The following is a 22,058-nucleotide window of genomic DNA, read 5'->3' as shown; positions in this document are numbered from 1 at the left end:
GGGGAACGGGAAAAAGTTCTCCTGCTATGTTCCGCTCGGCAAAAAACCAGCGGCGCACCCCGCCTATTTGCGGTGTTCGCTCAGCACTTCGGCGACCTTGGCATTGATCTGCTGGACGCTGAACGGCTTGGGGATGAAGTGCATGTCCTCGATGTCTATCTCGTTGCGGAGCTGCTCTTCGGCATAGCCAGACATGAACAGGATCGGGATCTTCGGCTTCACCTTGCGAATCGCGCGGGCCATCGCGGGTCCGTCCATCGTCGGCATGACGACGTCCGACACGATCAGGTCGAACTCGGTCGTGCCGTTGGCGATCGCGCCCAGCCCCTCTTCGCCATCGGCGGCGGTGGTCACGGTATAGCCTGCGCGGGCAAGCGCGCGCTCGGCAACGGCGCGGACCATGTCCTCGTCCTCGACCAGCAGCAGCTTCCCGCCCGCCGACCATTCGGTCGCATTCGTTTCCTCAGGCTCTTCGCGGCGCATGATGGCGGGCAGCTCGCCCTTGTGCACCGGCAGGTACATGGTGAAGCGCGCGCCGATCAGCGTTCCGTCGGGCCCCTGGACATTGTCGGCGAAGATGAAGCCGTTCGACTGCTTGACGATACCATAGACGGTCGACAGGCCGAGCCCGGTGCCCTTGCCCTGCTCCTTGGTGGTGAAGAAGGGTTCGAAGATCTTGTTGAGATGCTCGTCGGGAATGCCGCCGCCGGTGTCCTGCACGATCAGCACGGTGTAATCGTCCGCGGGCATGATATCGATGCCCATCTTGCGCACATCGCGTGCCGATACCCGGCGCGTGGCCAGCGTCAGACTGCCCTTCCAGTCCTGCTTGCCGCGCTTGATCGCGTTCATCTGCATCGCATCGCGCGCATTGACCGCGAGGTTGATGATGACCTGTTCGAGCTGCTGCGGATCGGCGCGGACCGAGCCCAGCTCGCGGTCGTGGCGCACCGAAAACTCGACCTTCTCGCCCATCAACCGCTTGAGCAGCTGGCTGACCTCGCTGACCACGTCGGGCAGTTGCAGCACGACCGGGCGCAGGGTCTGCTGGCGGCTGAAGGCGAGCAATTGCCGCGTCAGGCTGGCTGCCCGGTTCGAATTGGCCTTGATCTGCTGGATGTCATCGTAATCGCTGTCACCCGGCGTATGCCGCAAGAGCATGAGGTCGCAATAGCCGATGATCGCGGTCAGCACGTTGTTGAAATCATGCGCGACGCCGCCCGCGAGCTGGCCGACCGCCTGCATCTTGGTCGCCTGCGCGACCTGGCGGCGAAGCCGTTTCTCTTCCGAGGAATCGGAGATCGACAGCAGCACCGCCGCATCGCCCAGCCCGCGCACACCGGCAAGACCGATCGAAACCGGCTCTTCCTTGTCGTTCGCCAGCCGCACCGCCATGTCGCCGCTCGCGGTCGCGCCCTTGGCGAAGCGCCGGACGGTATCGGCCAGCGCGGCCTTGTCTTCGCGCACGACAAGGTCAGACGGGAATTGCGGCAGTCCGCGATCGACCCGCTCCACCGCGCGCAGGAACGCCTTGTTGGCGAACAGGAAGCGCCCGTCGCGATCGGTCAGCGCCAGCCCCAGCGGCAGCGCCGAGAGCAGCGCTTCAAGTTGCGGGATGGCGGCCTTGCCGCTCCCCTCCCAGCCCCCGCCGAGGCCGACCGAACTGTCGACCAGCAGCATCAGCGAAGGCGACTGGTCGGCATCGCTGAGTTTGTCGGCGGAAGGCGCGTCGAGCGGCACATGCACCAGCGTCTGCGGCGACCCCTGCTGCCCTTCGCGCGCGAAGAAGATGCGATCGCGATCGTCCGAGCGCAGCAATTGCACGAATTCCAGCCCGCCGAGCGAATTTTCGCGGCTACCGGTGGCGCGTTCCGCCAGTCCAGGCGTGGTGGTAAGGACAACGCCATCGGGCCCCACCAGTGCGAGTTCGAGACCCGACCGTGAGATCACCTCGCCAAAGCGGCCCGAAAGGCGCTCGGACAGGCCTTCATAGCTGCGTTCTTCGCGCAATTCAGTGAAGCGCCAGACCAGATAGGCCTCGCCCCGCCCGCTGCGATCGATCTGCAATTGGTAGTGGGCCTCCAGACCCTCGAGCCGCACTTCGGCAACCTTGGCCGACCCGTCGCGCCAGGCGTCGCGCGCGCCCGCAATTACCGCTTCGCGCGAGCCGGTATCGAAGGCCAGGTCGTAAGGCGAGGAGATGCTGTCGAACCAGCTTTCATAAGTCGAATTGGCGCAAACCATCCGGTTTGCCCGGTCGATGATCACCACGGCCCGGCGGCGGTTCTCGATCGCGACGCTGGTTACCGACCAATCTGGCTGGAGCGTATCCCCCTCGACCGGAGCAGTCTTGAGGCGGGCCGCGAGCAGCAGCATCAACAGCACCGCCACCAGCGCTCCGCCATAGGCCAGGGCGACGACGGTCTGCTGGCCGACCAGCCATACCAGCGATACCGAAACGATCCCGGCAGCCGCGACGCCGAGCATGAGCGGCAGCGGAGGCAGCCGGGTGACCGGGTTGTCCTCCTGTACCATCACGTCTCGGGATCCTCATCCACGCGGTGGTCGAAGCGCCGCTCCATTATGCGAAGACGGCGCTGGCGCTTACGCGCAACGACGAAGCGCCAGACAACACCTGCAAAAACATAGCCGAACGCCGCCCCGACAATCGCCAGCACGATGAAGCCGAACACGGTCACCAGCACGGTCACCCCGACCCCTTCGAACATTTCGATGAACCAGGACCAGCGCCCGCTGGAAATTTCTTCCTGCGCTGCGCCGCCCGTGGCCGCCAGGTCGACCTTGAGGATGAAGACGCCGATCTTGTTCGCCACCAGTGCCCAGAACGGGAAAGTGAACGGGTTGGTGATGAAGGTCACCAGCGTCGACAGCGGCACATTGGCGCGTGCAGGCAGTGCCATGAAGGCGGCCAAGAAGATCTGGCCGACCGGTACGATAAAGCCCGCGAAGATTCCCAGCGCCACGCCGCGCGGGACGCTGCGCCGGGTAAAGCGCCACAATTCAGGCGTCAGGAACCGGTGCGCGATGGGGCGCAAATACTTGTTTCGCGCCATCTGCTCGCGCGTGGGCATGCGCAGACGGATCCAGTCCGACAGGAATGTCTTAGATTTGCGCTCGCTCATTGCCACGACCCTGCCATGCGCTGCCTCCTTGGCGAGTGCAAGGGGAGGTGGAAAGCGGCTTGCGACGAATACGGCATGGCTGGCGATGTGGTTAGCACGGGGCCCCGATGTAAGGGTCGCGCACCTGGTTTATCCGCGGTCGCGCAGCAGCCGCGCCTTGTCGCGCTTCCAGTCGCGATCCTTGATCGTCTGGCGCTTGTCATGCGCTTGCTTGCCCTTGGCCAGCGCGAGTTCGACCTTCGCTCGTCCGGTGCTGTTGAAATAGATCGACAGCGGGACCAGCGTCATGCCCTTGCGCTCGACCGCGCCGAACAGCTTCTCGATCTCGCGCGAATTGAGCAACAGTTTGCGCGGCCGGCGCGGCTCGTGGTTGAGCCGGTTGCCATGCGAATATTCGGGGATGTTGGCATTGACCAGCCAGACCTGCCCGTCGCGGATCTCGGCATAGCTTTCCTTGATGCTCGCCTCGCCCGCGCGCAGCGCCTTGACCTCGGTCCCCTGCAGCGCGAGCCCCGCCTCGAAAGTCTCTTCGACATGGTAATCGTACCGCACGCGCCGGTTGTCGGCGACGGTCTTCTGCTTGTCGAAAGTGGCGGGCTTGGGTCGGGCCATAAGGCGGGCGCATGTAGGATAGCAGGCGGCGCTTGGAAAGGGCGCGCAGCGATTTCTCTTGCCAAGCACGCCGCGCGCATGGCGAAAGCCGCGCATGAATGCCGGCCCCGCAATCGAACCCTTTACAATCCACGACAGTGTCATCGCGCCGGGGACGCGCGCAACCGTGGCCATCCCCGTTGCGCAGCAGGTCACCGGACTGAACTCCGCGCTCGCGCTGGAGGTATTTCACGGCGCGAAGCATGGTCCCTGTATCTTCGTCAGCGGCGCGATCCATGGTGATGAGATTATCGGCACCGCGGTGATCCAGCGGCTGCTCGAGCGCCTGTCGCCCGGCATGCTCGCCGGCACGATCATCTTCGCCCCCGCGGTCAATATCTACGGCTTCGTGGCACACAGCCGTTACCTCCCCGACCGGCGCGATCTCAATCGCAGCTTTCCGGGGGCCGAACGCGGCAGTCTCGCCGCGCAGCTGGCGCATTGTTTCCTCACGCATGTGATCGACCGCTGCGCGCTAGGCATCGATATCCATTCGGCCGCGGTCCACCGCTACAACCTCCCCCAGATCCGCATCGCCGCGGGCAGCCCCTATCTGTCCGAACTGGCCATGGCCTTCGGCGCGCCGATCATCATCGAAAGCCCGCTGCGCCCCGGCTCGATGCGCGCGCTGGCCGCCGATCGCGAGACGCCCATGCTGCTGCTCGAAGCGGGTGAGGCGCTACGCTTCGACCGCTTTTCGATCGAGATCGGGGTTGCGGGCGTCCTGCGCGTGCTCGCCCACATCGGGATGATCGATGCCGATGACGGACTGGACGAGGTCGAGGTTCCGCTCCGCTCGAACCGCTCGATCTGGGTGCGCGCGCCGCGTGGCGGTGTGAGCCGGCGGGTGTGCCGTTCGGGCGATGTCGTGCGCAAGGGCGCGCTGCTCGCGCGGGTCGGGGGCCTGTTCGGCGAAGATCCCGAAGACCTTGTCAGCCCGACCGACGGGGTAGTCATCGGCCATGCGACGCTGCCGATCGTCAACCAGGGGGACGCGCTGTTCCACATCGCCGAGGTCGAGGCGCTCGACCATGCGGGGGAGCATGCCGACAGCATCGTCGAAGCGCTTGCCGTCAGCGATCCCCCCTTCCCCGCCGCGCCCCTGCTCGACGAAGACGAAGTGATCTAGGCCAGGCCGGCGATTTCCAGCGCTTCGTCGACCGCCTTGCGGCTGGCTTCGCTGGCGGTGCACAGCGGCAGGCGGACATCGGGCTCGAACCAGTCGTGTACCCGGCTCAGCGCATATTTGACCGGTGCCGGGCTGGCATCCGAAAACATTGCGTAATGGAGCGGGAACAGGCGGTCGTTGAGCGCGCGCGCCTTGACCAGATCGTTCGCCGCGATGGCCTCGTGGAATTCGGCGCACAGCGCGGGCGCGACATTGGCGGTCACCGAGATGCACCCCGACCCGCCCGCGGCCGAATGCGGCAGCCACAATTCGTCATTGCCCGACAGCTGGCAAAACTCATGATCGAGACCCATGCGGTGATCGGCAACGCGCGACAAATCGCCGCTGGCATCCTTGATGGCGACGATGCGATCCGGATATTTGCGTACCAGTTCGACCACCGTCTCGTCCTCGATATCGGTCACCGTGCGGCCGGGGACATTATAGAGAACGATCGGCAGATCGCTGTTTTCCGCCAGGAAGCTGAAATGCGCGATCAGCCCGGTCTGGCTCGGCCGGTTGTAATAGGGCGCGACGCACAGCCCCGCAGCCGCCCCCGCCTTCTTCGAAAACTGCATGTGGAGCAGCGCATTGCGCGTATCGTTCGAGCCGCAGCCCGCGATCACCGGCACGCGGCCCGCCGCCTGTTCGATACAGACCTCGATCACCCGGTGATGTTCGGCATTCGACAGCGTCGAGGCCTCGCCCGTGGTGCCGCAGGGGACCAGCCCCTTGCTGCCGTTGTCGATCTGCCAGTCGACGAGCTTGCGGAACGCGGCTTCATCGAACGATCCGTCGCGAAAAGGAGTCGCCAGAGCTGGAATCGAGCCTGAGAACATTTACCTGAGTCCTGCGTTAGAGGAATGAAACAAAATCAGTTTTCGCGACACGGCGCCACGATCCATTCAGCGCCTGATAAGGAGGGGCCGGGCAATATGTCCAGCATGGGCCGAAAAACAGTTTTCTCACTCGCACTTATGGTCGGCACCGCGCTGGCCTTCCCTTCGCTTGCGCAGGCACAGGATGCCTCGCGCAGCAGCCTGGTCGCACAGCAGCCGGGCCGGATGGACCAGGCAGTCGGACAATGGGAATATCTGACCAAACAGGAGAACCTCCCGTTCTCCTCCTACGCGGGTTTCCTCACCAGCTATCCGGATTTTCCGAAGCAGGAATTGCTCCAGCGCCGCGCCGAAGCCGCACTCGATCGCGAAGCGCCCTCGCCGCAGACGCTGGTGGCCTTTTTCGACAAGCATCCCCCGCTGACCAATAGCGGGCGGGCGCGGTACGCGCTTGCGTTGGCCTCGCTCGGCCGGCCCGAGGCGCTCGAAGTCGCACGCGAAGCGTGGCGCGGCGGCACGATGAGCGGCCCGGCAGAACTTTACATGCAGGGCCTGTTCGGCAGCCGCTTCGCCCCCGAAGACCATGATGCGCGGATGGACGCGCTGCTGTGGCAGGGCAGCTACGAAGCCGCTTCGCGCCATGTCGTGCGCGTCTCGCCCGCCTATCGCCCGATGGCGCAGGCGCGGCTGGCGCTGCTGCAGGGCAGCACGCCTTCGCAGGCTGGCGTCCCAGTTCCCACGGGTGCGATGACCGATGCGGGCTATGTCTACAATCTGACGCGGCATTACCGCAATTCGGGCCAGCCGTACGAAGCGGTGAACCTGCTTTCGACCCGCGCGGCCTTCGTGTCGCCTGCTTTCGACGGCACGCAGTTCGTCAGCGAAGCGCTGGCGGTGGCCAAGAGCGCCGGGGCGACGCAGGCCGCCAGCATCGCGGGCAAGATCGACGATGTCTTCGCGCCGGGCACCGATATTTCCGACGGCTCCTATACGCTGCGTGACAAATATACCGACCTCATGTGGCTTGGCGGAACCAAGGCGCTGTGGTCGCTCGGCGACGGGACGCAGGCTGCGCCGCTGTTCTACCGCTATGGCACCGCAGCCAAGACGCCGCTGACCCGTTCGAAGGGCTTTTACTGGGCCGGACGCGCCGCCGCGCGCGCCGGCGATCAGGCCGGGGCACAGCGCTATTGGGAAATGGCCGCTCAATATCCCGATTGGTACTACGGCCAGTTGGCGCTGAGCGAGCTTGGCCGCCCGATGCCGACATTTGCTCCCGTTCCCGCACCCGACAGCGCCGAGCGCGCGGCCTTCGAAGCCGATCCGCTGACCGGCGCACTGCGTGCGATCGCGCGCAATCGCCGCGACTGGCGCACCGAACGCGCCTTTTTCGAAGCGATCGCCGACAAGGCCGATACGCCGGGCGAAATGGCCCTCGTCGGCCAGTTGGCGCGCGAAACGGGGCTCGAGGAAATGGCGGTTGTCGCCGGGCTGGTGGCGGGCGAGCATGGCCTTACCGGATTCGAACGGCTCGGCTATCCTACCGTCGAAACGCATCCGGGCGCGAACTGGACGATGGTCCATGCGATTGCGCGGCAGGAAAGCGAGTTCGACCGCAACCGAGTCAGCCATGCGGGCGCCCGCGGGATGATGCAGCTGATGCCGGGCACCGCGCGCGAGGAAGCGGGCAAGATCGGCGTGACCTATATGTCCGCCAGTCTGACCCAGAGCCCGAGCTACAATATCCGCCTTGGCGATGCGCATTTCGCGCGGCTGATGGATCGCTATGGCGGTGCCTATCCGCTGGCCATCGCGGCGTATAATGCCGGTCCGGGCCGGGTGAACGAATGGCTGCGGCTCAATGGCGATCCGCGCACCGGCGCGGTCGACTGGGTGACCTGGATCGAACAGATCCCGTCGAATTTCGAGACGCGCTATTATGTGATGCGCGTGATCGGGAATGCAGTCAGCTATGCAAACATGCACCCCGACCGCTCGGCGCCTTACGAACGCGATATTGCGAATTACCTGCGCCGCTGATTTGCGCTAGGGGCCACGGCCTCATGCAAGGCAAGTCCAATCCCGTTACCCCTGCCGGCTATGCCGCGATGCGGGCGCGCTACGACCATCTGCTCGGCATCGAGCGGCCCGCGATCGTCGAGATCGTCAACTGGGCGGCGGGCAATGGCGACCGCAGCGAGAACGGCGACTACCTCTACGGGCGCAAGCGCATGCGCGAGATCGACCGTGAATTGGCGCATCTCGCGCGGCGGATGAAGGCGGCGCGGGTGATCGACCCCGCCGAGCAGCCCGACAAATCGCGCGCCTTCTTCGGCGCCACGATTACGCTTGCCGACGAGGACGACGTCGAGCGCGTCGTTACGCTCGTCGGCGATGACGAACAGGATGCCAGCGCCGGCCGCATCGGCTGGTCCTCGCCGGTCGCGCGTGCCATCAAGGGCGCGGCAGTCGGGGACCTGCGCAGCGTCCGGCTGCCGGGTGGGCTCAAGGAATGGGAGGTGGTGGCGATCGACTATGCTTAGGCTTGGCGCCCTCGTCCTGCTCGCTCTTGCGGTGCCGCTGTCTGCCAAGGACAGCCTCGGCGTCTTTTCCGACTGGGGTGCATTTCGCGATCCCGCGGTCCCGCGGTGCTATGCCATCGCCATGGCGGCGCCGAGCCGGTTGCAGCGCGATTTCGAACCTTTCGCCACCGTCGGTACCTGGCCGCGCCGCAATCTGCGCGGGCAAGTGCATTTCCGTCTCTCGCGCCAGCTTGCCGCAGGTTCGGCCATCACGCTGGCGATCGGCGGCAAGAGCTTCCGCCTCAGCGGCGGCGGCGGCGATGCCTGGGCCGAAGACCGCACGATGGATGCCGCCATCGTCGCGGCCATGCGCTCCGCCACCCGCATGACGATCCGCGCGACCGACACACGCGGACGCCGCTTTGCCAACACCTATTCGCTTGCCGGCGCGGCCACCGCAATGGATGCCGCCACGCTCGCCTGCGCGCAGCGCTGACACGAAAAGGCCGGAGAGCGCATAACGCTCCCCGGCCCTCGATCAGGTCAGATGCGATCGCTTAGAAGCGAACGCCGAGGCCTGCCATGATCTGGTGGCGGTCGAGATCGACATCGAAACGCTCGCTGTCGGCCAGGTCGCCGTCAAAATCGACTTCGCCTTCGCTGTAGTTCGAATAGCGATATTCGACATTCATGAAGGTGCGCGGGTTGATCGCATATTCGATGCCCGCACCGGCACGCCAGCCGTCGAGATCGAAGTCTTCGTCATATTCGGTGGTGCCGTCATTCGCGAGAATGTTCAGCTTGGCGTTGGTGTAACCGCCCTTGGCGTAGACCAGCAGGTCCGGGCCCATCTTCGCACCGACGCGCGCGCCGAGGAAGAGGTCACGGCCGGCATCGACTTCACCGAAGCCGAAGCCTTCGAAATCACCGTTGTTGAATTCGGTCTTGGCGCTGGAATCGGTCAGTTCCGCTTCGAGACCGACGACTGCGCCGCCGAGATCGAAATCGTAACCGGCCTGAACGCCGTAAACCACGCCGTCGATCGACTGGTCGTTATCGGCATTGGCATCGTCATCGACGCTGCTGCCAGCCTTGAGCGCATCGTAACCGGCGACGCCCTGCAGGCGGAAGCCGTCGAAATTGCTGCCGCTGTCCTGGGCCATTGCAGGTGCCGAAAAGGCAGCCAGCGATCCGGCGACGAGCAGGGTTGAGATCTTCTTCATATGCGAACTCCATTGGTTTTACCCGCAGCTTTTGCGCTGCGTGGACCCAGAGAACGATGCGAATTGGCAAACAGTTTCATTAACCTGAGACAACAGTAAGTTGTTGCCTTTTGAACACATGTTGCGCGACGAACCGAGGCCCCGAAGCGGCGGGACGCGGGAAACGCTCAAATCGGGCGGGCATATTTCGCGCGTGGCCGCGCCTTACAAGCGGCGGCGCCCCGAGCCTGGCCCCGCCTGCCCGCATGCTTTGCTTTCGGGGCATTTGGCACTATATGCGCCGCTCCCATGGCCGATACGACACTCATGAGCATTCCCGGGCAGGTGGACCCGGTTCCCGTCGCGCGCGACATCACGCCGCGTGCGGATGGCCGCGTGGACCTGATCGGTCTGCCCAAGGACCGCATTCGCGAATTGTTCGCCGATGCCGGACTAGACGAGAAACAGGCCAAGCTGCGCGCCAAGCAGGTGTTCCACTGGCTGTATCATCGCGGTGTCACCGATTTCGCGGCGATGACCGATATCGCCAAGACCATGCGCCCCTGGCTGACCGAACGCTTCGTCGTCGAACGCCCCGATGTGGTCGAGGCGCAGCATTCGACCGATGGCACGCGCAAGTGGCTGCTGCGGACCGCCGACGGGCACGAGTTCGAGATGGTCTTCATCCCCGATGCCGACCGCGGGACGCTTTGCATCTCCAGCCAGGTCGGCTGTACGCTCAACTGCACTTTCTGCCACACCGGCACCATGCGGCTCGTGCGCAATCTGACGCCGGGCGAAATCGTCGGTCAGGTCATGCTCGCCCGCGATGCGCTGGGCGAATGGCCCAAGGGCTCGATGGCCGGCCTCGATACCGAGGAAGACAGCAGCGAATACCGCTCGGACGGGCGCCTGCTGACCAATATCGTGCTGATGGGCATGGGCGAACCGCTCTATAATTTCGACAACGTCAAGGCTGCGATGCAACTGGTGATGGATGGCGCCGGTCTCGCGCTGTCGAAGCGCCGGATCACGCTGTCGACCAGCGGCGTCGTGCCGATGATGGATCGCTGCGGCCAGGAAATCGGCGTAAACCTCGCGGTATCCCTGCACGCGGTGACCAAGGAGATCCGCGACGAGATCGTCCCGATCAACCGCAAATACGGGATCGAGGAACTGCTCGAAGCCTGCGCCGCCTATCCCGGCGCGAGCAATGCGCGGCGGATCACCTTCGAATACGTCATGCTGCGCGACAAGAATGATAGCGACGAGCATGCGCATGAACTGGTGCGGCTGATCAAGCATTACCGTCTGCCCGCCAAGGTCAATCTGATCCCCTTCAACCCGTGGCCCGGCGCGCCGTACGAATGTTCGACGCCCGAGCGGGTGAAGCGCTTTTCCGAGATCGTGTTCGAACACGGTATCAGCGCCCCGGTGCGCACCCCGCGCGGACGCGACATCGATGCGGCCTGCGGCCAGCTGAAGACCGCGGCGGAGAAGAAAAGCCGCGCCCAGCGCGACCGCGAGGCCGCCGAGGCCGAGGCTGCCGCGGGATGACCGCCGATGCGGCGACGATCGCTTTTTACCAAGCGAACGCGCCGCGTTACACGCTGAGCTTCGGCCAGGGGCCAAGCCGCCACCTCGATGCATTTCTCGACCGGCTCGAACCGGGCGCCCGTGTGCTCGAGCTGGGCTGCGGCGGAGGCCGCGATTCCGCGCACATCATGAAACGCGGCTTCGCCCTCGACGCGACCGATGGCACTCCGGCCATGGTGCGCAAGGCGAACGAACGCTTCGACGTCGGCGCGCGCATCCTGCAATTCGACCAGCTTGACGCGGTGACGGCCTATGACGCGGTCTGGGCGCATGCCTGCCTGCTGCATGTTGCGCGTGCCGACCTCCCCGGTGTCCTCGCAGCGATCCGGCGCGCTTTGCGACCCGGCGGGTGGCACTTTGCCAATTACAAGCTTGGCGACGGCGAAGGGCGCGACCCGCTGGGACGGCTGACCAACCTCCCCGACGAAGGCTGGCTCGAACGTGTCTATCAAGATGCCGGATTGGCCATCATCGCCGCCGAACGCTACCGCGGCGAAGGCGCCGACGGCATCCAGCGCGACTGGTATGCGCTGACCCTGCGCAAGGAGAATTCGTGATGGTAGCGATCAATGCAATCTGCATCGGCCTGCCCCAACCCTTCAACGGCGCGGAACTGAGCGCGATCGAGAAGCGCCCGGTTACCGGCGCGGTCACCATCCGCAGCTTCGGGATCGAAGGCGATATGGTCGCCGACACCGTGCACCATGGCGGCGTCGACATGGCGATGCACCACTATCCGCACAATCATTACGCGGGATGGAACGAATGGCTGGGCGGCCACGATCTGCTCGCGCACGCCGCAGCCTTCGGCGAGAATCTGATGAGTACCGGGCTCACCGAAACACAGGTGCACATCGGCGACCGCTTCCGGCTCGGCAGCGCGCTGCTCGAGGTGAGCCAACCGCGCAAACCGTGCTGGAAGATCGAGCACCGGTTCGGCCGCAAGGGCATGGTCGCGCGGATCATCAAGCAGCACCACTGCGGCTGGTACTATCGCGTGATCGAGGAAGGCGAGGCGCAGGCTGGCGATGTGCTCGAATGCGTCGAGACCGGGCATACCGGGTGGAGTGTCGCCCGGCTGTTCGCCAAGTTCTACGATCCCGCGCACCGGGCATCCCGCGACGAGATCGAGGAGATGGCGGGGCTCGAGCGGCTCTCTCCGGCAATGCGGGACAAGATCCGCGCAAAGCTCGCCAGCTAGTGATCCGTCAGACGCGGGGGGGAACTCAGCTCCACCCAGGCACGGCAGCGCCTTCTGCAACGGTCATGCAAATCCCGCCGATCCACACCGAACCATCGCTCTCCTGCGTACAATGGATGCGCCCGTCTGCGCCCGTCTGGCGGCCTTGAGCAGCAACGTAGCGCCTCTTCTCGAGCCCGCTGGCGAACAGGTGCATCGCCACACCCGCATTGAAACTGCCCGTCACCGGATCCTCGCGCATACGGCCCTGCTGGTCGGCGAAGAAGGCGCGCAATTCCCATGCGGGATCGCCGCCGCTCGTCGGTCCCGCCAGCCCGATATCGGTGCCCTGCGGCGCCTCCGCCACCGGCTTCGCTGCAAGCACATCCTCATCCGAGCGCAGTCGCAACAACTGCCATTGCGGTCCGTTGGCGACATGCACCGCCTCCACCAACATTTCCTCGCCGACGCCCGACAGTTCGATCGCGCGCGCGCGTTCCTCGTCGGATAGCGGGCCCCTGCGCACCAGATCGGGCGCGCGGAACGACAGCCGCTCGCCATCGCGGCGGATTTCGACCGGGCCAACCCCGCATTCCTGCACGATCGCGGCGTCATTCTTCGGCACCCCGCCCGCACGCAGCCAGGCATGGCAGCTGCCCAGCGTCGGATGGCCCGCAAACTGCAATTCGCCAGCCGGGTAGAAAATCCGCACGCGGTAATCGGCATCCGGGTCGGTCGGCGGGAGCAGGAAAGTGGTTTCGGAAAAGCCCAGCCATTGCGTCAGCTTGAGCATCTGTTCGGCGGTGAGGCTGTCCGCCCCATGCACGACCGCGAGCGGATTGCCGCTCAGCGGACCAGAACCAAATACGTCGACAAGATCGAGTTTCACGGCATCTTCCTCGCAACTGCGCCCCGATGGCAAAGCTAGGCAATCCTCGCCAAAACTGCTCAATAGAATTCATGACCAGTTCGACAGTTTTGGTGACCGGCGGATCGGCGCGGATCGGTGCGGCAATCGTGCAGGCGTTTGCAGACAATGGCTGGCACGTCGTCATCCACTACGGCGAATCGCATGACGAGGCGGAAGCCCTGGCGAGCACCCTCCCCTCTGCAGAAACGGTGCACTGCGACCTGGCCGACGGCGACGCCGCAGTGACGATGGTCGAAGCGCTCGCGGCGCGGCTGCCCGATTGGCGCTGCCTAGTGAATTGCGCGGCGATCTTCGAGCCAGACGATGTAACCGGGCTCGATCCTGCGACGAACCTGCGGTCGATGCAGATCAACGCCCGCACCCCGGCACGCATGGCGCAAGCCTATCTCGCGCATGCCCGCGCCGCAGCGGGACGGCGCGTGATCCAGTTCACCGACCAGAAGCTGGCCAATCCCAACCCCGATTTCTTCAGCTATACGATGAGCAAGCACGCGGCTGGATCGACCGTGGCGATGCTCGCCATGGGTGCAGCCAAGCGTGACGATCGTGTCTACGCGCTCGCACCCGGCGCGATCCTCGCCAGCCACGACCAGAGCGAGGCCGAGACCGAGGTGTCGCACCGCATGAACCTGCTCGGCCGCAAGACCGGGCCGGACGAGGTCGCCGAGGCCACGCTGTTTCTCACCCAAGGCCATCTGGCCAGCGGGCAGACGCTCTATGTCGACAGCGGCCAGCACCTGCTCGCCCAGCCGCGCGACGTGATCTACCTCGCGCGCGAAGAGCAACCAGCATGAAGCGCCACGCGCTCAGCACGCGCCTGTGGCACTGGCTCAACCTGCTGTGCGTGACCGTATTGTTCATGTCGGGGCTGACGATTTCCAATGCACATCGCCGCCTGTATTGGGGCGATTGGGGCTTTTCCGCGGAGCAGGCCTGGCTGATCGTCCCGCGCTTTCCCGACTGGATGACGATCCCCGGCTATTACAGCCTCGCCGTGGCCCGCGACTGGCATATCCTCATGGCGTGGCCCTTTGCGCTAGGTTTGCTGTTCATGTGGGTCGCGATGCTCGCCAACCGGCACTTCAGCCGCGATATCGCCACCCGCCCGCGCGAATGGCGCCCTGCCGCAATCGGACGCGACATAGCCGCGCATCTCAAGCGCGATTTCAGCCATGCCGGGGGCAAGTACAATTTCCTCCAGAAGCTCGCATACGGCCTCGTGCTCGGCGTCTTCCTGCCAATGATGGTCTTCAGCGGCATCGCGATCAGCCCCGGCATGGGGCCGACATTCGGCTGGCTGGTCGAACTGCTTGGCGGGCGGCAATCGGCGCGCAGCCTGCATTTCATCTTCGCTTTTACTATCGCCGGTTTCTTCATCGTTCACGTCGTGCTGGTCATCCTCGCCGGGCCGATCCGCCAGATGCGCGACATGATCACCGGAGGGCGCGAACCATGAAGCGCAGGAACTTCCTCGTCGCTGGCGGCGCCGCCTTCGTGGCTGGCTGCAACCGGATCGCCGAAACCGACGTCGGCCAGTCGATGCTTGGCGCAGCCGAAGGGTGGCACAAGCGCGCGCACCGGCTGCTGAGCGACCGCGAGGCCCTCGCCCCCGAATATCCCCGCAGCGCGGTGTCGCCCTATTTTCGCGGCAATGGCTCGACCGACCCGCAAACCGGCGACTACCCGCGCCATGCCGGGGAAGGCTTCGCCAATTGGCGGCTTGCGGTCGGCGGGCTGGTCGATACGCCGCTGAGCCTCAGCCTCGACAATATTCGCAGGCTTCCCCAGCGCACCCAGGTCACGCGGCACGATTGCGTTGAGGGGTGGAGCGCGATCGGCGAATGGAGCGGGCCGCAATTGTCGCTGCTGCTCGACGCCGCGGGCTTGCGCGAGGAAGCCCGATTCATCGTCTTCCGCTGCGCCGACAATCTCAACGGGCAGGACTATTACGAAAGCGTGGACCGGCTCGATGCCTATCATCCGCAGACCATCGTCGCGCACCGCCTCAATGGCGAGCCGCTGCCGATCCGCAATGGCGCGCCGCTGCGCATGCGGATCGAGCGGCAACTGGGTTATAAGCACGCCAAGTATTTGACCGCGATCGAGGCGGTCGCCAGCCTGGACGATATCGGCAAGGGCCAAGGCGGCTATTGGGAAGACCGCGCCGGATACCAGTGGTACGCCGGGATCTGATCAGGCGGGATAGCGCCGGTTCATTTCCGCCCAGTCCGCGCGGATCATTTCTTCGAGCACCGCCAGATCGATGTCGGCCAATTTGTTGACGTAGAGGCAGCTCTTGCCGCGCGTATGCTTGCCCAGTCGTTCCAGCGCATTCGGCATGCTTGGCCCCGGTCTCCGGATCGCAATAGCCGCCCATCAGATAGAGCGAGTGCTTCGCCTTGCGCGGGCTGAAACCGGTGCGCATCCATTCGACCTCGCGCCCGCTGGCATAAGTGGCGGAGTAGCTGCCATAGCCGATGATGCTCGGCCCCCACATTTTGGGCTGCTCGCCGGTCACGCGCCGGAACAACGCATCGAGCACCTGCGCCTCCTCGCGCTTGCGGGCAGGTTCCACCGCGGCGAGGAAATCCCGCGGATCGGTGTCGGTCGGCTGCGTTTTCGCCTCGGCCATCGCGCCGCTCCATCATTTGACTCGCTGCCCCATGTGCCACAGGCTCCGGCGCAGGGGAAACTGCGGGGAGACCGGTACGCATGTGGCTGCTCGACAAATTCTTGAATTCGGCCATCCGGCGCGGCCGCCTGATCGTGACCGACCATGACGGGCAGACCTATGAATATGGCGCGCCGGAGGAAGGCGAACCCCCGCTCCATATCCGGCTGACGCATCGCAAGGCCGCCAACCACATCGCACGCTATCCGCAGGTCGGCGCGGGCGAAGCGTTCATGTGGGGCTGGCTCGAAGTCGAACCGCCGCACGATATCCGCGATCTGGTACTGTTCGTGACCATGAACGCCAAGCGCGAGGCAGGGGCCTCGCTCAAGCCGCAGGGGCCGCTGCGCAAGGCGGCGCAGAAACTGCTGGCCAAGACCGACAGCGTCAATTTGCGCGGCAAGGCGCGCAAGAATGCCGAGCATACCTACAACCTCACCCGCCGTCTTTACGAGCTGTTCCTCGACGAGGACCGGCAATACACCATGGCCTATTACCGCGAGGATCCCGAAGCGACGTCGCTGGAGAAGGCGCAGCTCGACAAGAAGGCGCATCTCGCCGCCAAGTTGTTTATCCAGCCGGGCCAGCGCGTGCTCGACATCGGCTGCGGCTGGGGCGGCTTCGCGCTCTACCTCGCGCGGCATTACGACGTCGAGGTCACTGGGGTCGCGCTCGCCCCCGACCAGATCGCGTTCTGCAAGGAGCGCGCAGAAGCCGCCGGTCTCGCCGATCGGGTCACTTTCGAACTGATGGATTACCGCGACGTGCAGGGGCAATTCGACCGGATCAGTTCGGTCGGCCTGCTCGAACATGTCGGGACCCCGCATTATCCCGCGTTCTTCGAGCACACCAACCGCCTGCTCGCCCCCGACGGCGTCATGGTCAGCCATTGCTGCGGCCGCGCGGGGGCGCCCGGCTTCACCGACAAGTGGACGCGCAAATACATCTTCCCTGGCGGCTATATCCCCGCGCTGTCCGAACTCGTGACGCAGAGCGAGAAGTACCGCTGGCAGGTGATGGATGTGGAAGCGATGCGCTTCCATTACAGCCACACGCTGGAAGAATGGTACCGGCGCACGGTCCTGCACCGCAAGGAGATCGAGGCGCTGTATGACGAGCGCTTCTATCGCATGTGGCTGTTCTATCTCGCCGGCGCGGAGCAGAGCTTCCGCCATGGTAATATGGTCAATTGGCAGCTGCAGTATGTGAAGGACCGCAATGCGATCCCCATGACGCGCGAATATATCGAGACCGAAAGCGCCCGCCTGCGCGCGGCAGACGCGGGGAACGTGCCCGAATGGCACCTCGACCCCGTGCTGGATGAGGCGGCGGAGTAGATCGCCGCACGGGCCATTCGGTTGATTTTTCGCGATTCCACCCCATCTCTGCCGTCGGAAGGATAGTAGCATGGCAGGTGGTTGGGCGCGCGATGGCGCGGTTCAGGATCAGATCGACGACACGATTTCCGACGCGGTAAGCGCGGCGCGGGCACGGATGCCCGTGGGCGAAAGCGAGCAATGGTGCGTCGACTGCGGCGAGGAAATACCCGAGAAGCGCCGCGCGGCGTTGCCGGGTGTGAAGCGCTGTGTGCAGTGCCAGTCTGGTCTCGATGCCAGTGCGCGCAATTCGGGCATCAACCGGCGCGGGAGCAAGGACAGCCAGCTGCGCTGACCAGCCTTTGATCCTGCCCTTGTTCAGCGCCGCACCTGCGCTTGACGCACGCAAAGCGTGAATCGATTGCCTACACTCCCCTCCCCCTGCTAGCGGCGCGCTCGTTACAACGAAGGTGCCTCCAATGTCCGATACCAAGCGCCCCGAAATCAAACGGGTTGTCCTCGCCTATTCCGGCGGTCTCGATACCTCCGTCATCGCCAAATGGCTCGAGGTTGAACGCGGGGTCGCAGTGGTGACCTTCACCGCCGATCTCGGACAGGGCGAGGAAATCGAACCTGCGCGCGCAAAGGCGCGCGCCATGGGCATTCCCGACCAGCACATCTTCATCGAGGATGTCCGCGAGGAATTCGTGCGCGACTTCGTCTTCCCGATGATGCGCGCCAATGCGCGCTATGAAGGCGACTACCTGCTCGGCACCAGTATCGCGCGTCCGCTGATCTCCAAGCGTCTCGTCGAGATCGCGCATGAGACCGGCGCCGATGCCATCGCGCATGGCGCGACCGGCAAGGGCAACGACCAGGTCCGCTTCGAGCTGTCGGCCTATGCGCTCGATCCCGACATCAAGGTGATCGCCCCATGGCGCGAATGGGACCTCACCAGCCGCACCGCGCTGATCGCCTGGGCCGAGGCGCACCAGATCGCAGTACCGACCGACAAGCGCGGCGAAAGCCCGTTCTCTACCGATGCGAACCTGCTGCACACCTCGTCCGAGGGCAAGGTGCTCGAGGATCCGTGGGAAGAAACGCCCGACTACGTCTATTCGCGCACCGACCACCCGGAAGACGCGCCCGACACGCCCGAATATATCGAGATCGGTTTCGAACGGGGCGACGGCGTATCGCTCAATGGTGAAGCGATGAGCCCGGCGACGCTGCTGGCCGCGCTCAACGACCTCGGCCGGACCCACGGTATCGGCCGCCTCGACCTGGTCGAGAACCGCTTCGTCGGGATGAAGAGCCGCGGCATGTACGAAACGCCGGGCGGCGAGATCTACGCCCGCGCGCATCGCGGGATCGAACAGATCACGCTCGATCGCGGTGCCGCGCATCTCAAGGACGAACTGATGCCGCGCTATGCCGAGCTGGTCTATAATGGCCTGTGGTACAGCCCCGAGCGCGAGATGCTGCAGGCTGCGGTCGATCTCAGCCAGCAGAAAGTCTCGGGCACCGTCCGGCTCAAGCTCTACAAGGGCAACGCCATGGTGGTTGGCCGCAAATCGCCGAACTCACTCTACTCCGAAGCGCATGTAACCTTCGAGGACGATGCGGGAGCTTACGACCAGAAAGACGCCGAGGGCTTCATCAAGCTGAACGCGCTGCGTCTGCGCCTGCTCGCGCAGCGCGACCGTTAATTACGAAACAAAGCGCGCTCTCGGCGTAATATTGCGCAAGGAGCGCGACTACAGTCATATTTCTGCGACGGATGGTGGACTTATCCACCCTCCTCCACAGCGAAAAGCTGGAAAAGTGGAAAACTCGGGCCTCGTCCGCTGGACGAATCGCGTGGTCAGGGGCAGCTTCAAGTCATCGGAACGGCGAGGGACTTCCACCGGGTTTGAGGCGTAACAGCCTCTGATTACGGGGAAATTTCGGACCGGAAAGACATGGAAGGTGCTGTCCATGCATTCTTGAGACCAGCGCGCCGCGGACTTCGGTCCAAAGCATGACGGTCGATGATGGAACGCAAAAGCACGTCTTTCATGGATCGGACCAACCCGGTCGGATGCCGAGGCGATATTGCAGGAAAAGGTCTTCGGACCGGATCGGCAATTCATCCCCTCAAGGTCCCGGCCATGAACGGAAGGACTGATCGCGGAGCCGCCCGTCGAGGGCCGGCCTGGGAAAGAAGCGAGGGTCTCACGACCTGGCGCACTCAACCGGGTCAGCATGAGGGCGGAGCCGGATGCCGGTGGGAGCGCCGGTGACAGAACCGGAAGAGCCTGTCTTCGGACGGCACGGACGGGGAGACATCGGATGCCAAGCCCCTGCCTTCGGGCAAGGCCACGCATCGGTGAGAGTGGGGTCGGCAGCGATGTCGGCCCCATTTTCTGTGGCCTGTCAGGATGGTCCTTCAGCGGCCGGAGCGCGCTTCGGTGCAATGCTTGTGGCCAGTCCCGATGACGCCCACCAGATGCGGTAGAACTGCCCAAGGACGCACGAAGCGCGACGAACTGTGGCATGAATGGGGCAGCCTCCGCCCCCGTAGGGGACTCCGCTCACTACCTCCCTTATAGACGCTGGAACCGAACGGGAGGTTCCCATCATGGTCTATCGCGCGTTTCGTAATGTCCTTTTCCTCGCTGCCCTGGCGCTACCCGCCACGGCGGCGCTACCGCAGGAACATGTCCACCGCGCCGCGGTGACCGGTTCGTTCGACGCCAGCTTTGCGCGGTTCGAAACGCTTCCCCCCGCGCCCCAGCCCGCCGGCCATGTGGTCGACCTCTCGACGATCGAGCCCCCGGTCGAGCTGCCGCCGGTAACCCGCTCGATCGGCACCGGTGTGGCCTCCTATTACGGACGGCGCTTCCACGGCCGCCTTACCGCCAACGGCGAGAGATTCGACATGCACGCGATGACTGCGGCGCATCGCACGCTGCCGTTCGGCTCGCTGGTCGAGGTAACCAATCCGCGCACCGGCAAGCGGGTCACCGTGCGCATCAACGATCGCGGCCCCTTCCACGGCAACCGCGTGATCGACGTCAGCCGCGCCGCAGCGACCGAACTCGGCCTGATCGGGCGCGGTCATGGCACGGTCGAGCTCGCGCTGCTCAAAGGCTAGAGCTACAGCGCCAGTTCGCGTTCCTGGGTCACGGCGGGTCCGGCGTCGAGCTGAGCTTCGACCGACAGCCGCACCGCGGCGGCAACGTTGCGGACACCCAGCTTGGTCAGCACATTGGCGCGGTGGAGTTCGACCGTGCGCGGGCTGATCCCCAGCGTGCGCGCGACTTCCTTGCTCGAATAGCCCTCGCTCACCCCCGACAGCACTTCGCGCTCGCGCGGCGAGAGCTGGCCGACGCGCTGCTTGGCGCGCGCCTGTTCGGGCGTGGTCGAACCCTGCCACTTGCGCGTCATGATGTTGCCGAGGCTGCGGCGCAGCCGTTCGCCGAGCGTGGGCCATTCGAGATAGCCCGCCGCGCCGTCGCTCAGCACATCCATGATATGCGCGATGCTGGCCTGTTTCGAATAGGCAACCAGCGGGTAATACTGCCCCGCGCTGCGCAGCGCCTGCTGCGTCTGCGGCAATTGCGGTCCTTCGTCATGGACCAGCAGCCAGGCCCCCTCGGGCCAGCGCCCGCCCAGGTCGTCGAGCGTGTCGGCGGGCACTACATAGCCCATTTCGCCCAAGGCCAAGGTCAATTCGTTGCGGTTACGATAGTTACAGTCGACGACAATAAACGTGTTTTCCTGCATCGCGGCTCGATCCCGTTCCCCGTCAATACCCCATGCCGGGAAAACTTCACTTATCCCCGGCCCCACCCGAATTGGTATGCTTAACATGGGGTTTGCCACAGTCACCCGGTTGGAGGTCGTTTGACCGGACGTCGTTCATCCGGATGACACCAAGATCGGAGGAATCGCGCGCGATTGTCACATTGCGGTAAGCCAGTACCGAATCCGGATTCAATCCCCATCTTCGCGCTTGCCGAATGTTGCCCCTAGTCCAGATGGATGACATTCACTCGTATCAGGGCGGGCACAGGCAAAGCGGGACCGGGGGCTACACGAGGCATGGAAGACAACAGGGCCGTCAGGCGGATCGCGGCGGCCGCGGACATGGACGAAGTCCTCTCGATCGCCCGCGCGTTCTACCGGCTGCACGGGTTCGAGGCGCTGAGCTATGCGCGGCCCTCGCACGACATGCCGGGGCGCACCGACATGCTCTTCCGCGGCTTTCCCGAGGCGTGGGTGAGCAGCTACCGCGAGGGGCTCGACCGGCTCGACCCCTTCCCCGCGCTGGCGGCGCGGTCGGGCCGGCCGCTGCGCTACAGCGTGGTCACGCAGGGCAAGCCGCTGGCCGGCGATCTGCTGCATTTCATCGAACAGGCGCGCGCGCATGGCGTGACCGACGGCTATATCTTCCCGACCTTCGGGCCGCGCCAGCACCTCGCCGCGATCGGCATCACGATGGCCGACCATCCCGACCGCGTCGATCATGCCGATGTCCCGGTGCTGCACTGCGTGGCGCAGGCGGCGCATCTGCGAATCGACCAGTTCGAGGAGGACGTGGTGGAGCGCCCGCGTCTCGCCCCGCGCGAGGTGACGATCCTGCACTGGATCGCGCGCGGCAAGAGCAATGAGGAGATCGCGATGATCCTCGGCAGCAAGCGCCCGACGATCGCCACGCATATCAAGCGCATCTTCATCAAGCTCAACGTCTCCGACCGCGCCGCGGCGGCGGTCAAGGGGCTCAAGTTCGGCCTGATCAACGTGTGAGCGTCACGGCGCCCGCGTCCGCATCCGCGCCCTCCCCCGCATCGATCA

The 22,058-nt window shown here is 64.9% G+C and carries 23 protein-coding genes; 15 read left to right on the top strand and 8 right to left on the bottom strand.

Annotated features, from left to right (window positions below; all coding sequences use genetic code 11):
* Positions 1-63: 63 nt before the first annotated feature.
* The 3 genes from J2S32_RS01000 to smpB all read right to left on the bottom strand — a co-directional run bounded on the left by J2S32_RS01000 (position 64) and on the right by smpB (position 3,755).
* Positions 64-2,535: a response regulator gene (locus J2S32_RS01000; RefSeq protein ID WP_253522841.1), complete on the bottom strand. Its 2,472-nt coding sequence runs from the start codon at positions 2,533-2,535 to the stop codon at positions 64-66.
* Complete coding sequence (locus J2S32_RS00995; RefSeq protein ID WP_253515228.1) at positions 2,535-3,143, bottom strand: DUF2062 domain-containing protein; 609 nt, start codon at positions 3,141-3,143, stop codon at positions 2,535-2,537. Before J2S32_RS00995 ends, J2S32_RS01000 begins: the two co-directional genes overlap by 1 nt.
* Before the next feature lie 129 nt (positions 3,144-3,272).
* Positions 3,273-3,755: an SsrA-binding protein SmpB gene (gene smpB / locus J2S32_RS00990; RefSeq protein WP_253515226.1), complete on the bottom strand. Its 483-nt coding sequence runs from the start codon at positions 3,753-3,755 to the stop codon at positions 3,273-3,275.
* A gap of 94 nt (positions 3,756-3,849) precedes the next feature.
* On the opposite strand from smpB, the gene J2S32_RS00985 reads away from it, so the two are divergent.
* Positions 3,850-4,923 (top strand): succinylglutamate desuccinylase/aspartoacylase family protein, encoded by a 1,074-nt coding sequence (locus J2S32_RS00985; protein WP_253515224.1) that lies wholly within the window; start codon positions 3,850-3,852, stop codon positions 4,921-4,923.
* On the opposite strand, the gene dapA is transcribed toward J2S32_RS00985, so the two are convergent.
* Positions 4,920-5,801, bottom strand: a complete 882-nt coding sequence (gene dapA / locus J2S32_RS00980) for a 4-hydroxy-tetrahydrodipicolinate synthase (protein ID WP_253515222.1) — start codon at positions 5,799-5,801, stop codon at positions 4,920-4,922. The genes J2S32_RS00985 and dapA overlap by 4 nt on opposite strands.
* A gap of 138 nt (positions 5,802-5,939) precedes the next feature.
* Between dapA and J2S32_RS00975 the strand changes: the two genes are divergently transcribed.
* From J2S32_RS00975 to J2S32_RS00965, 3 genes are read left to right on the top strand one after another with little or no spacing between them, the layout of a single operon-like run.
* Entirely contained in the window at positions 5,940-7,841 is a 1,902-nt protein-coding gene (locus J2S32_RS00975) for a lytic transglycosylase domain-containing protein (RefSeq protein WP_253515220.1), read from the top strand.
* A 23-nt stretch (positions 7,842-7,864) separates the two neighbouring features.
* Positions 7,865-8,344: a GreA/GreB family elongation factor gene (locus J2S32_RS00970; RefSeq protein WP_253515218.1), complete on the top strand. Its 480-nt coding sequence runs from the start codon at positions 7,865-7,867 to the stop codon at positions 8,342-8,344.
* On the top strand, positions 8,337-8,819 hold the full coding sequence (locus J2S32_RS00965; RefSeq protein WP_253515216.1) for an invasion associated locus B family protein: 483 nt from the start codon (positions 8,337-8,339) through the stop codon (positions 8,817-8,819). The genes J2S32_RS00970 and J2S32_RS00965 overlap by 8 nt, the downstream gene beginning before the upstream one ends.
* Before the next feature lie 61 nt (positions 8,820-8,880).
* On the opposite strand, the gene J2S32_RS00960 is transcribed toward J2S32_RS00965, so the two are convergent.
* A complete protein-coding gene (locus J2S32_RS00960) occupies positions 8,881-9,546 on the bottom strand; it encodes an outer membrane protein (RefSeq protein ID WP_253515214.1) in 666 nt (221 codons plus the stop codon).
* 288 nt (positions 9,547-9,834) lie between these two features.
* Here J2S32_RS00960 and rlmN point away from each other — a divergent pair, with 288 nt between their 5' ends.
* From rlmN to J2S32_RS00945, 3 genes are read left to right on the top strand one after another with little or no spacing between them, the layout of a single operon-like run.
* Positions 9,835-11,082: a 23S rRNA (adenine(2503)-C(2))-methyltransferase RlmN gene (gene rlmN / locus J2S32_RS00955; RefSeq protein ID WP_253515212.1), complete on the top strand. Its 1,248-nt coding sequence runs from the start codon at positions 9,835-9,837 to the stop codon at positions 11,080-11,082.
* Positions 11,079-11,678, top strand: a complete 600-nt coding sequence (locus J2S32_RS00950) for a class I SAM-dependent methyltransferase (RefSeq protein WP_253515210.1) — start codon at positions 11,079-11,081, stop codon at positions 11,676-11,678. The genes rlmN and J2S32_RS00950 overlap by 4 nt, the downstream gene beginning before the upstream one ends.
* The gene (locus J2S32_RS00945) at positions 11,678-12,322 is read left to right on the top strand and encodes an MOSC domain-containing protein (RefSeq protein WP_253522838.1); all 645 of its coding nucleotides are present in this window, start codon (positions 11,678-11,680) and stop codon (positions 12,320-12,322) included. The genes J2S32_RS00950 and J2S32_RS00945 overlap by 1 nt, the downstream gene beginning before the upstream one ends.
* 25 nt (positions 12,323-12,347) lie before the next feature.
* On the opposite strand, the gene J2S32_RS00940 is transcribed toward J2S32_RS00945, so the two are convergent.
* The gene (locus J2S32_RS00940; protein WP_253515208.1) at positions 12,348-13,190 is read right to left on the bottom strand and encodes a PhzF family phenazine biosynthesis protein; all 843 of its coding nucleotides are present in this window, start codon (positions 13,188-13,190) and stop codon (positions 12,348-12,350) included.
* Between the two features lie 71 nt (positions 13,191-13,261).
* Here J2S32_RS00940 and J2S32_RS00935 point away from each other — a divergent pair, with 71 nt between their 5' ends.
* From J2S32_RS00935 to J2S32_RS00925, 3 genes are read left to right on the top strand one after another with little or no spacing between them, the layout of a single operon-like run.
* Positions 13,262-14,026 (top strand): SDR family oxidoreductase, encoded by a 765-nt coding sequence (locus J2S32_RS00935; protein WP_253515206.1) that lies wholly within the window; start codon positions 13,262-13,264, stop codon positions 14,024-14,026.
* A complete protein-coding gene (locus J2S32_RS00930; RefSeq protein ID WP_253515204.1) occupies positions 14,023-14,688 on the top strand; it encodes a cytochrome b/b6 domain-containing protein in 666 nt (221 codons plus the stop codon). Before J2S32_RS00935 ends, J2S32_RS00930 begins: the two co-directional genes overlap by 4 nt.
* The gene (locus J2S32_RS00925; protein WP_253515202.1) at positions 14,685-15,425 is read left to right on the top strand and encodes a molybdopterin-dependent oxidoreductase; all 741 of its coding nucleotides are present in this window, start codon (positions 14,685-14,687) and stop codon (positions 15,423-15,425) included. The genes J2S32_RS00930 and J2S32_RS00925 overlap by 4 nt, the downstream gene beginning before the upstream one ends.
* Here the strand turns inward: J2S32_RS00925 and J2S32_RS15785 are convergent, their stop codons facing one another.
* On the bottom strand, positions 15,426-15,572 hold the full coding sequence (locus J2S32_RS15785) for a hypothetical protein (protein ID WP_367398962.1): 147 nt from the start codon (positions 15,570-15,572) through the stop codon (positions 15,426-15,428). It lies immediately after the preceding gene.
* Positions 15,573-15,944: 372 nt separating this feature from the next.
* On the opposite strand from J2S32_RS15785, the gene J2S32_RS00915 reads away from it, so the two are divergent.
* The 4 genes from J2S32_RS00915 (at position 15,945) to J2S32_RS00900 (ending at position 20,355) form a co-directional block, all read left to right on the top strand.
* Entirely contained in the window at positions 15,945-17,240 is a 1,296-nt protein-coding gene (locus J2S32_RS00915; protein WP_253515200.1) for an SAM-dependent methyltransferase, read from the top strand.
* Positions 17,241-17,310: 70 nt separating this feature from the next.
* A complete protein-coding gene (locus J2S32_RS00910; protein WP_253515198.1) occupies positions 17,311-17,574 on the top strand; it encodes a DksA/TraR family C4-type zinc finger protein in 264 nt (87 codons plus the stop codon).
* Positions 17,575-17,698: 124 nt separating this feature from the next.
* The gene (locus J2S32_RS00905; RefSeq protein ID WP_253515196.1) at positions 17,699-18,928 is read left to right on the top strand and encodes an argininosuccinate synthase; all 1,230 of its coding nucleotides are present in this window, start codon (positions 17,699-17,701) and stop codon (positions 18,926-18,928) included.
* Positions 18,929-19,839: 911 nt separating this feature from the next.
* Positions 19,840-20,355 (top strand): septal ring lytic transglycosylase RlpA family protein, encoded by a 516-nt coding sequence (locus J2S32_RS00900; RefSeq protein ID WP_253515194.1) that lies wholly within the window; start codon positions 19,840-19,842, stop codon positions 20,353-20,355.
* Positions 20,356-20,357: 2 nt separating this feature from the next.
* Here the strand turns inward: J2S32_RS00900 and J2S32_RS00895 are convergent, their stop codons facing one another.
* Complete coding sequence (locus J2S32_RS00895; RefSeq protein ID WP_253515192.1) at positions 20,358-20,933, bottom strand: response regulator transcription factor; 576 nt, start codon at positions 20,931-20,933, stop codon at positions 20,358-20,360.
* A gap of 372 nt (positions 20,934-21,305) precedes the next feature.
* On the opposite strand from J2S32_RS00895, the gene J2S32_RS00890 reads away from it, so the two are divergent.
* A complete protein-coding gene (locus J2S32_RS00890) occupies positions 21,306-22,010 on the top strand; it encodes a LuxR family transcriptional regulator (protein WP_253515190.1) in 705 nt (234 codons plus the stop codon).
* The last annotated feature ends 48 nt before the right edge of the window (positions 22,011-22,058 follow it).

This window comes from Qipengyuania citrea (genome assembly GCF_024171405.1).
Lineage (GTDB): Bacteria > Pseudomonadota > Alphaproteobacteria > Sphingomonadales > Sphingomonadaceae > Qipengyuania > Qipengyuania profunda.
The sequence above is the reverse complement of the archived record's forward strand: the minus strand, read 5'-3'. Positions and strand labels throughout refer to the sequence as shown.

What these genes read in the sequence shown, in the direction of transcription:
- J2S32_RS01000 (WP_253522841.1), bottom strand. Translation starts at nt 2,535, where the DNA reads ATGGTACAGGAGGACAACCCGGTCACCCGGCTGCCTCCGCTGCCGCTC.
- J2S32_RS00995 (WP_253515228.1), bottom strand. Translation starts at nt 3,143, where the DNA reads ATGAGCGAGCGCAAATCTAAGACATTCCTGTCGGACTGGATCCGTCTG.
- smpB (WP_253515226.1), bottom strand. Translation starts at nt 3,755, where the DNA reads ATGGCCCGACCCAAGCCCGCCACTTTCGACAAGCAGAAGACCGTCGCC.
- J2S32_RS00985 (WP_253515224.1), top strand. Translation starts at nt 3,850, where the DNA reads ATGAATGCCGGCCCCGCAATCGAACCCTTTACAATCCACGACAGTGTC.
- dapA (WP_253515222.1), bottom strand. Translation starts at nt 5,801, where the DNA reads ATGTTCTCAGGCTCGATTCCAGCTCTGGCGACTCCTTTTCGCGACGGA.
- J2S32_RS00975 (WP_253515220.1), top strand. Translation starts at nt 5,940, where the DNA reads ATGGTCGGCACCGCGCTGGCCTTCCCTTCGCTTGCGCAGGCACAGGAT.
- J2S32_RS00970 (WP_253515218.1), top strand. Translation starts at nt 7,865, where the DNA reads ATGCAAGGCAAGTCCAATCCCGTTACCCCTGCCGGCTATGCCGCGATG.
- J2S32_RS00965 (WP_253515216.1), top strand. Translation starts at nt 8,337, where the DNA reads ATGCTTAGGCTTGGCGCCCTCGTCCTGCTCGCTCTTGCGGTGCCGCTG.
- J2S32_RS00960 (WP_253515214.1), bottom strand. Translation starts at nt 9,546, where the DNA reads ATGAAGAAGATCTCAACCCTGCTCGTCGCCGGATCGCTGGCTGCCTTT.
- rlmN (WP_253515212.1), top strand. Translation starts at nt 9,835, where the DNA reads ATGGCCGATACGACACTCATGAGCATTCCCGGGCAGGTGGACCCGGTT.
- J2S32_RS00950 (WP_253515210.1), top strand. Translation starts at nt 11,079, where the DNA reads ATGACCGCCGATGCGGCGACGATCGCTTTTTACCAAGCGAACGCGCCG.
- J2S32_RS00945 (WP_253522838.1), top strand. Translation starts at nt 11,678, where the DNA reads ATGGTAGCGATCAATGCAATCTGCATCGGCCTGCCCCAACCCTTCAAC.
- J2S32_RS00935 (WP_253515206.1), top strand. Translation starts at nt 13,262, where the DNA reads ATGACCAGTTCGACAGTTTTGGTGACCGGCGGATCGGCGCGGATCGGT.
- J2S32_RS00930 (WP_253515204.1), top strand. Translation starts at nt 14,023, where the DNA reads ATGAAGCGCCACGCGCTCAGCACGCGCCTGTGGCACTGGCTCAACCTG.
- J2S32_RS00925 (WP_253515202.1), top strand. Translation starts at nt 14,685, where the DNA reads ATGAAGCGCAGGAACTTCCTCGTCGCTGGCGGCGCCGCCTTCGTGGCT.
- J2S32_RS15785 (WP_367398962.1), bottom strand. Translation starts at nt 15,572, where the DNA reads ATGCCGAATGCGCTGGAACGACTGGGCAAGCATACGCGCGGCAAGAGC.
- J2S32_RS00915 (WP_253515200.1), top strand. Translation starts at nt 15,945, where the DNA reads ATGTGGCTGCTCGACAAATTCTTGAATTCGGCCATCCGGCGCGGCCGC.
- J2S32_RS00910 (WP_253515198.1), top strand. Translation starts at nt 17,311, where the DNA reads ATGGCAGGTGGTTGGGCGCGCGATGGCGCGGTTCAGGATCAGATCGAC.
- J2S32_RS00905 (WP_253515196.1), top strand. Translation starts at nt 17,699, where the DNA reads ATGTCCGATACCAAGCGCCCCGAAATCAAACGGGTTGTCCTCGCCTAT.
- J2S32_RS00900 (WP_253515194.1), top strand. Translation starts at nt 19,840, where the DNA reads ATGGTCTATCGCGCGTTTCGTAATGTCCTTTTCCTCGCTGCCCTGGCG.
- J2S32_RS00890 (WP_253515190.1), top strand. Translation starts at nt 21,306, where the DNA reads ATGGAAGACAACAGGGCCGTCAGGCGGATCGCGGCGGCCGCGGACATG.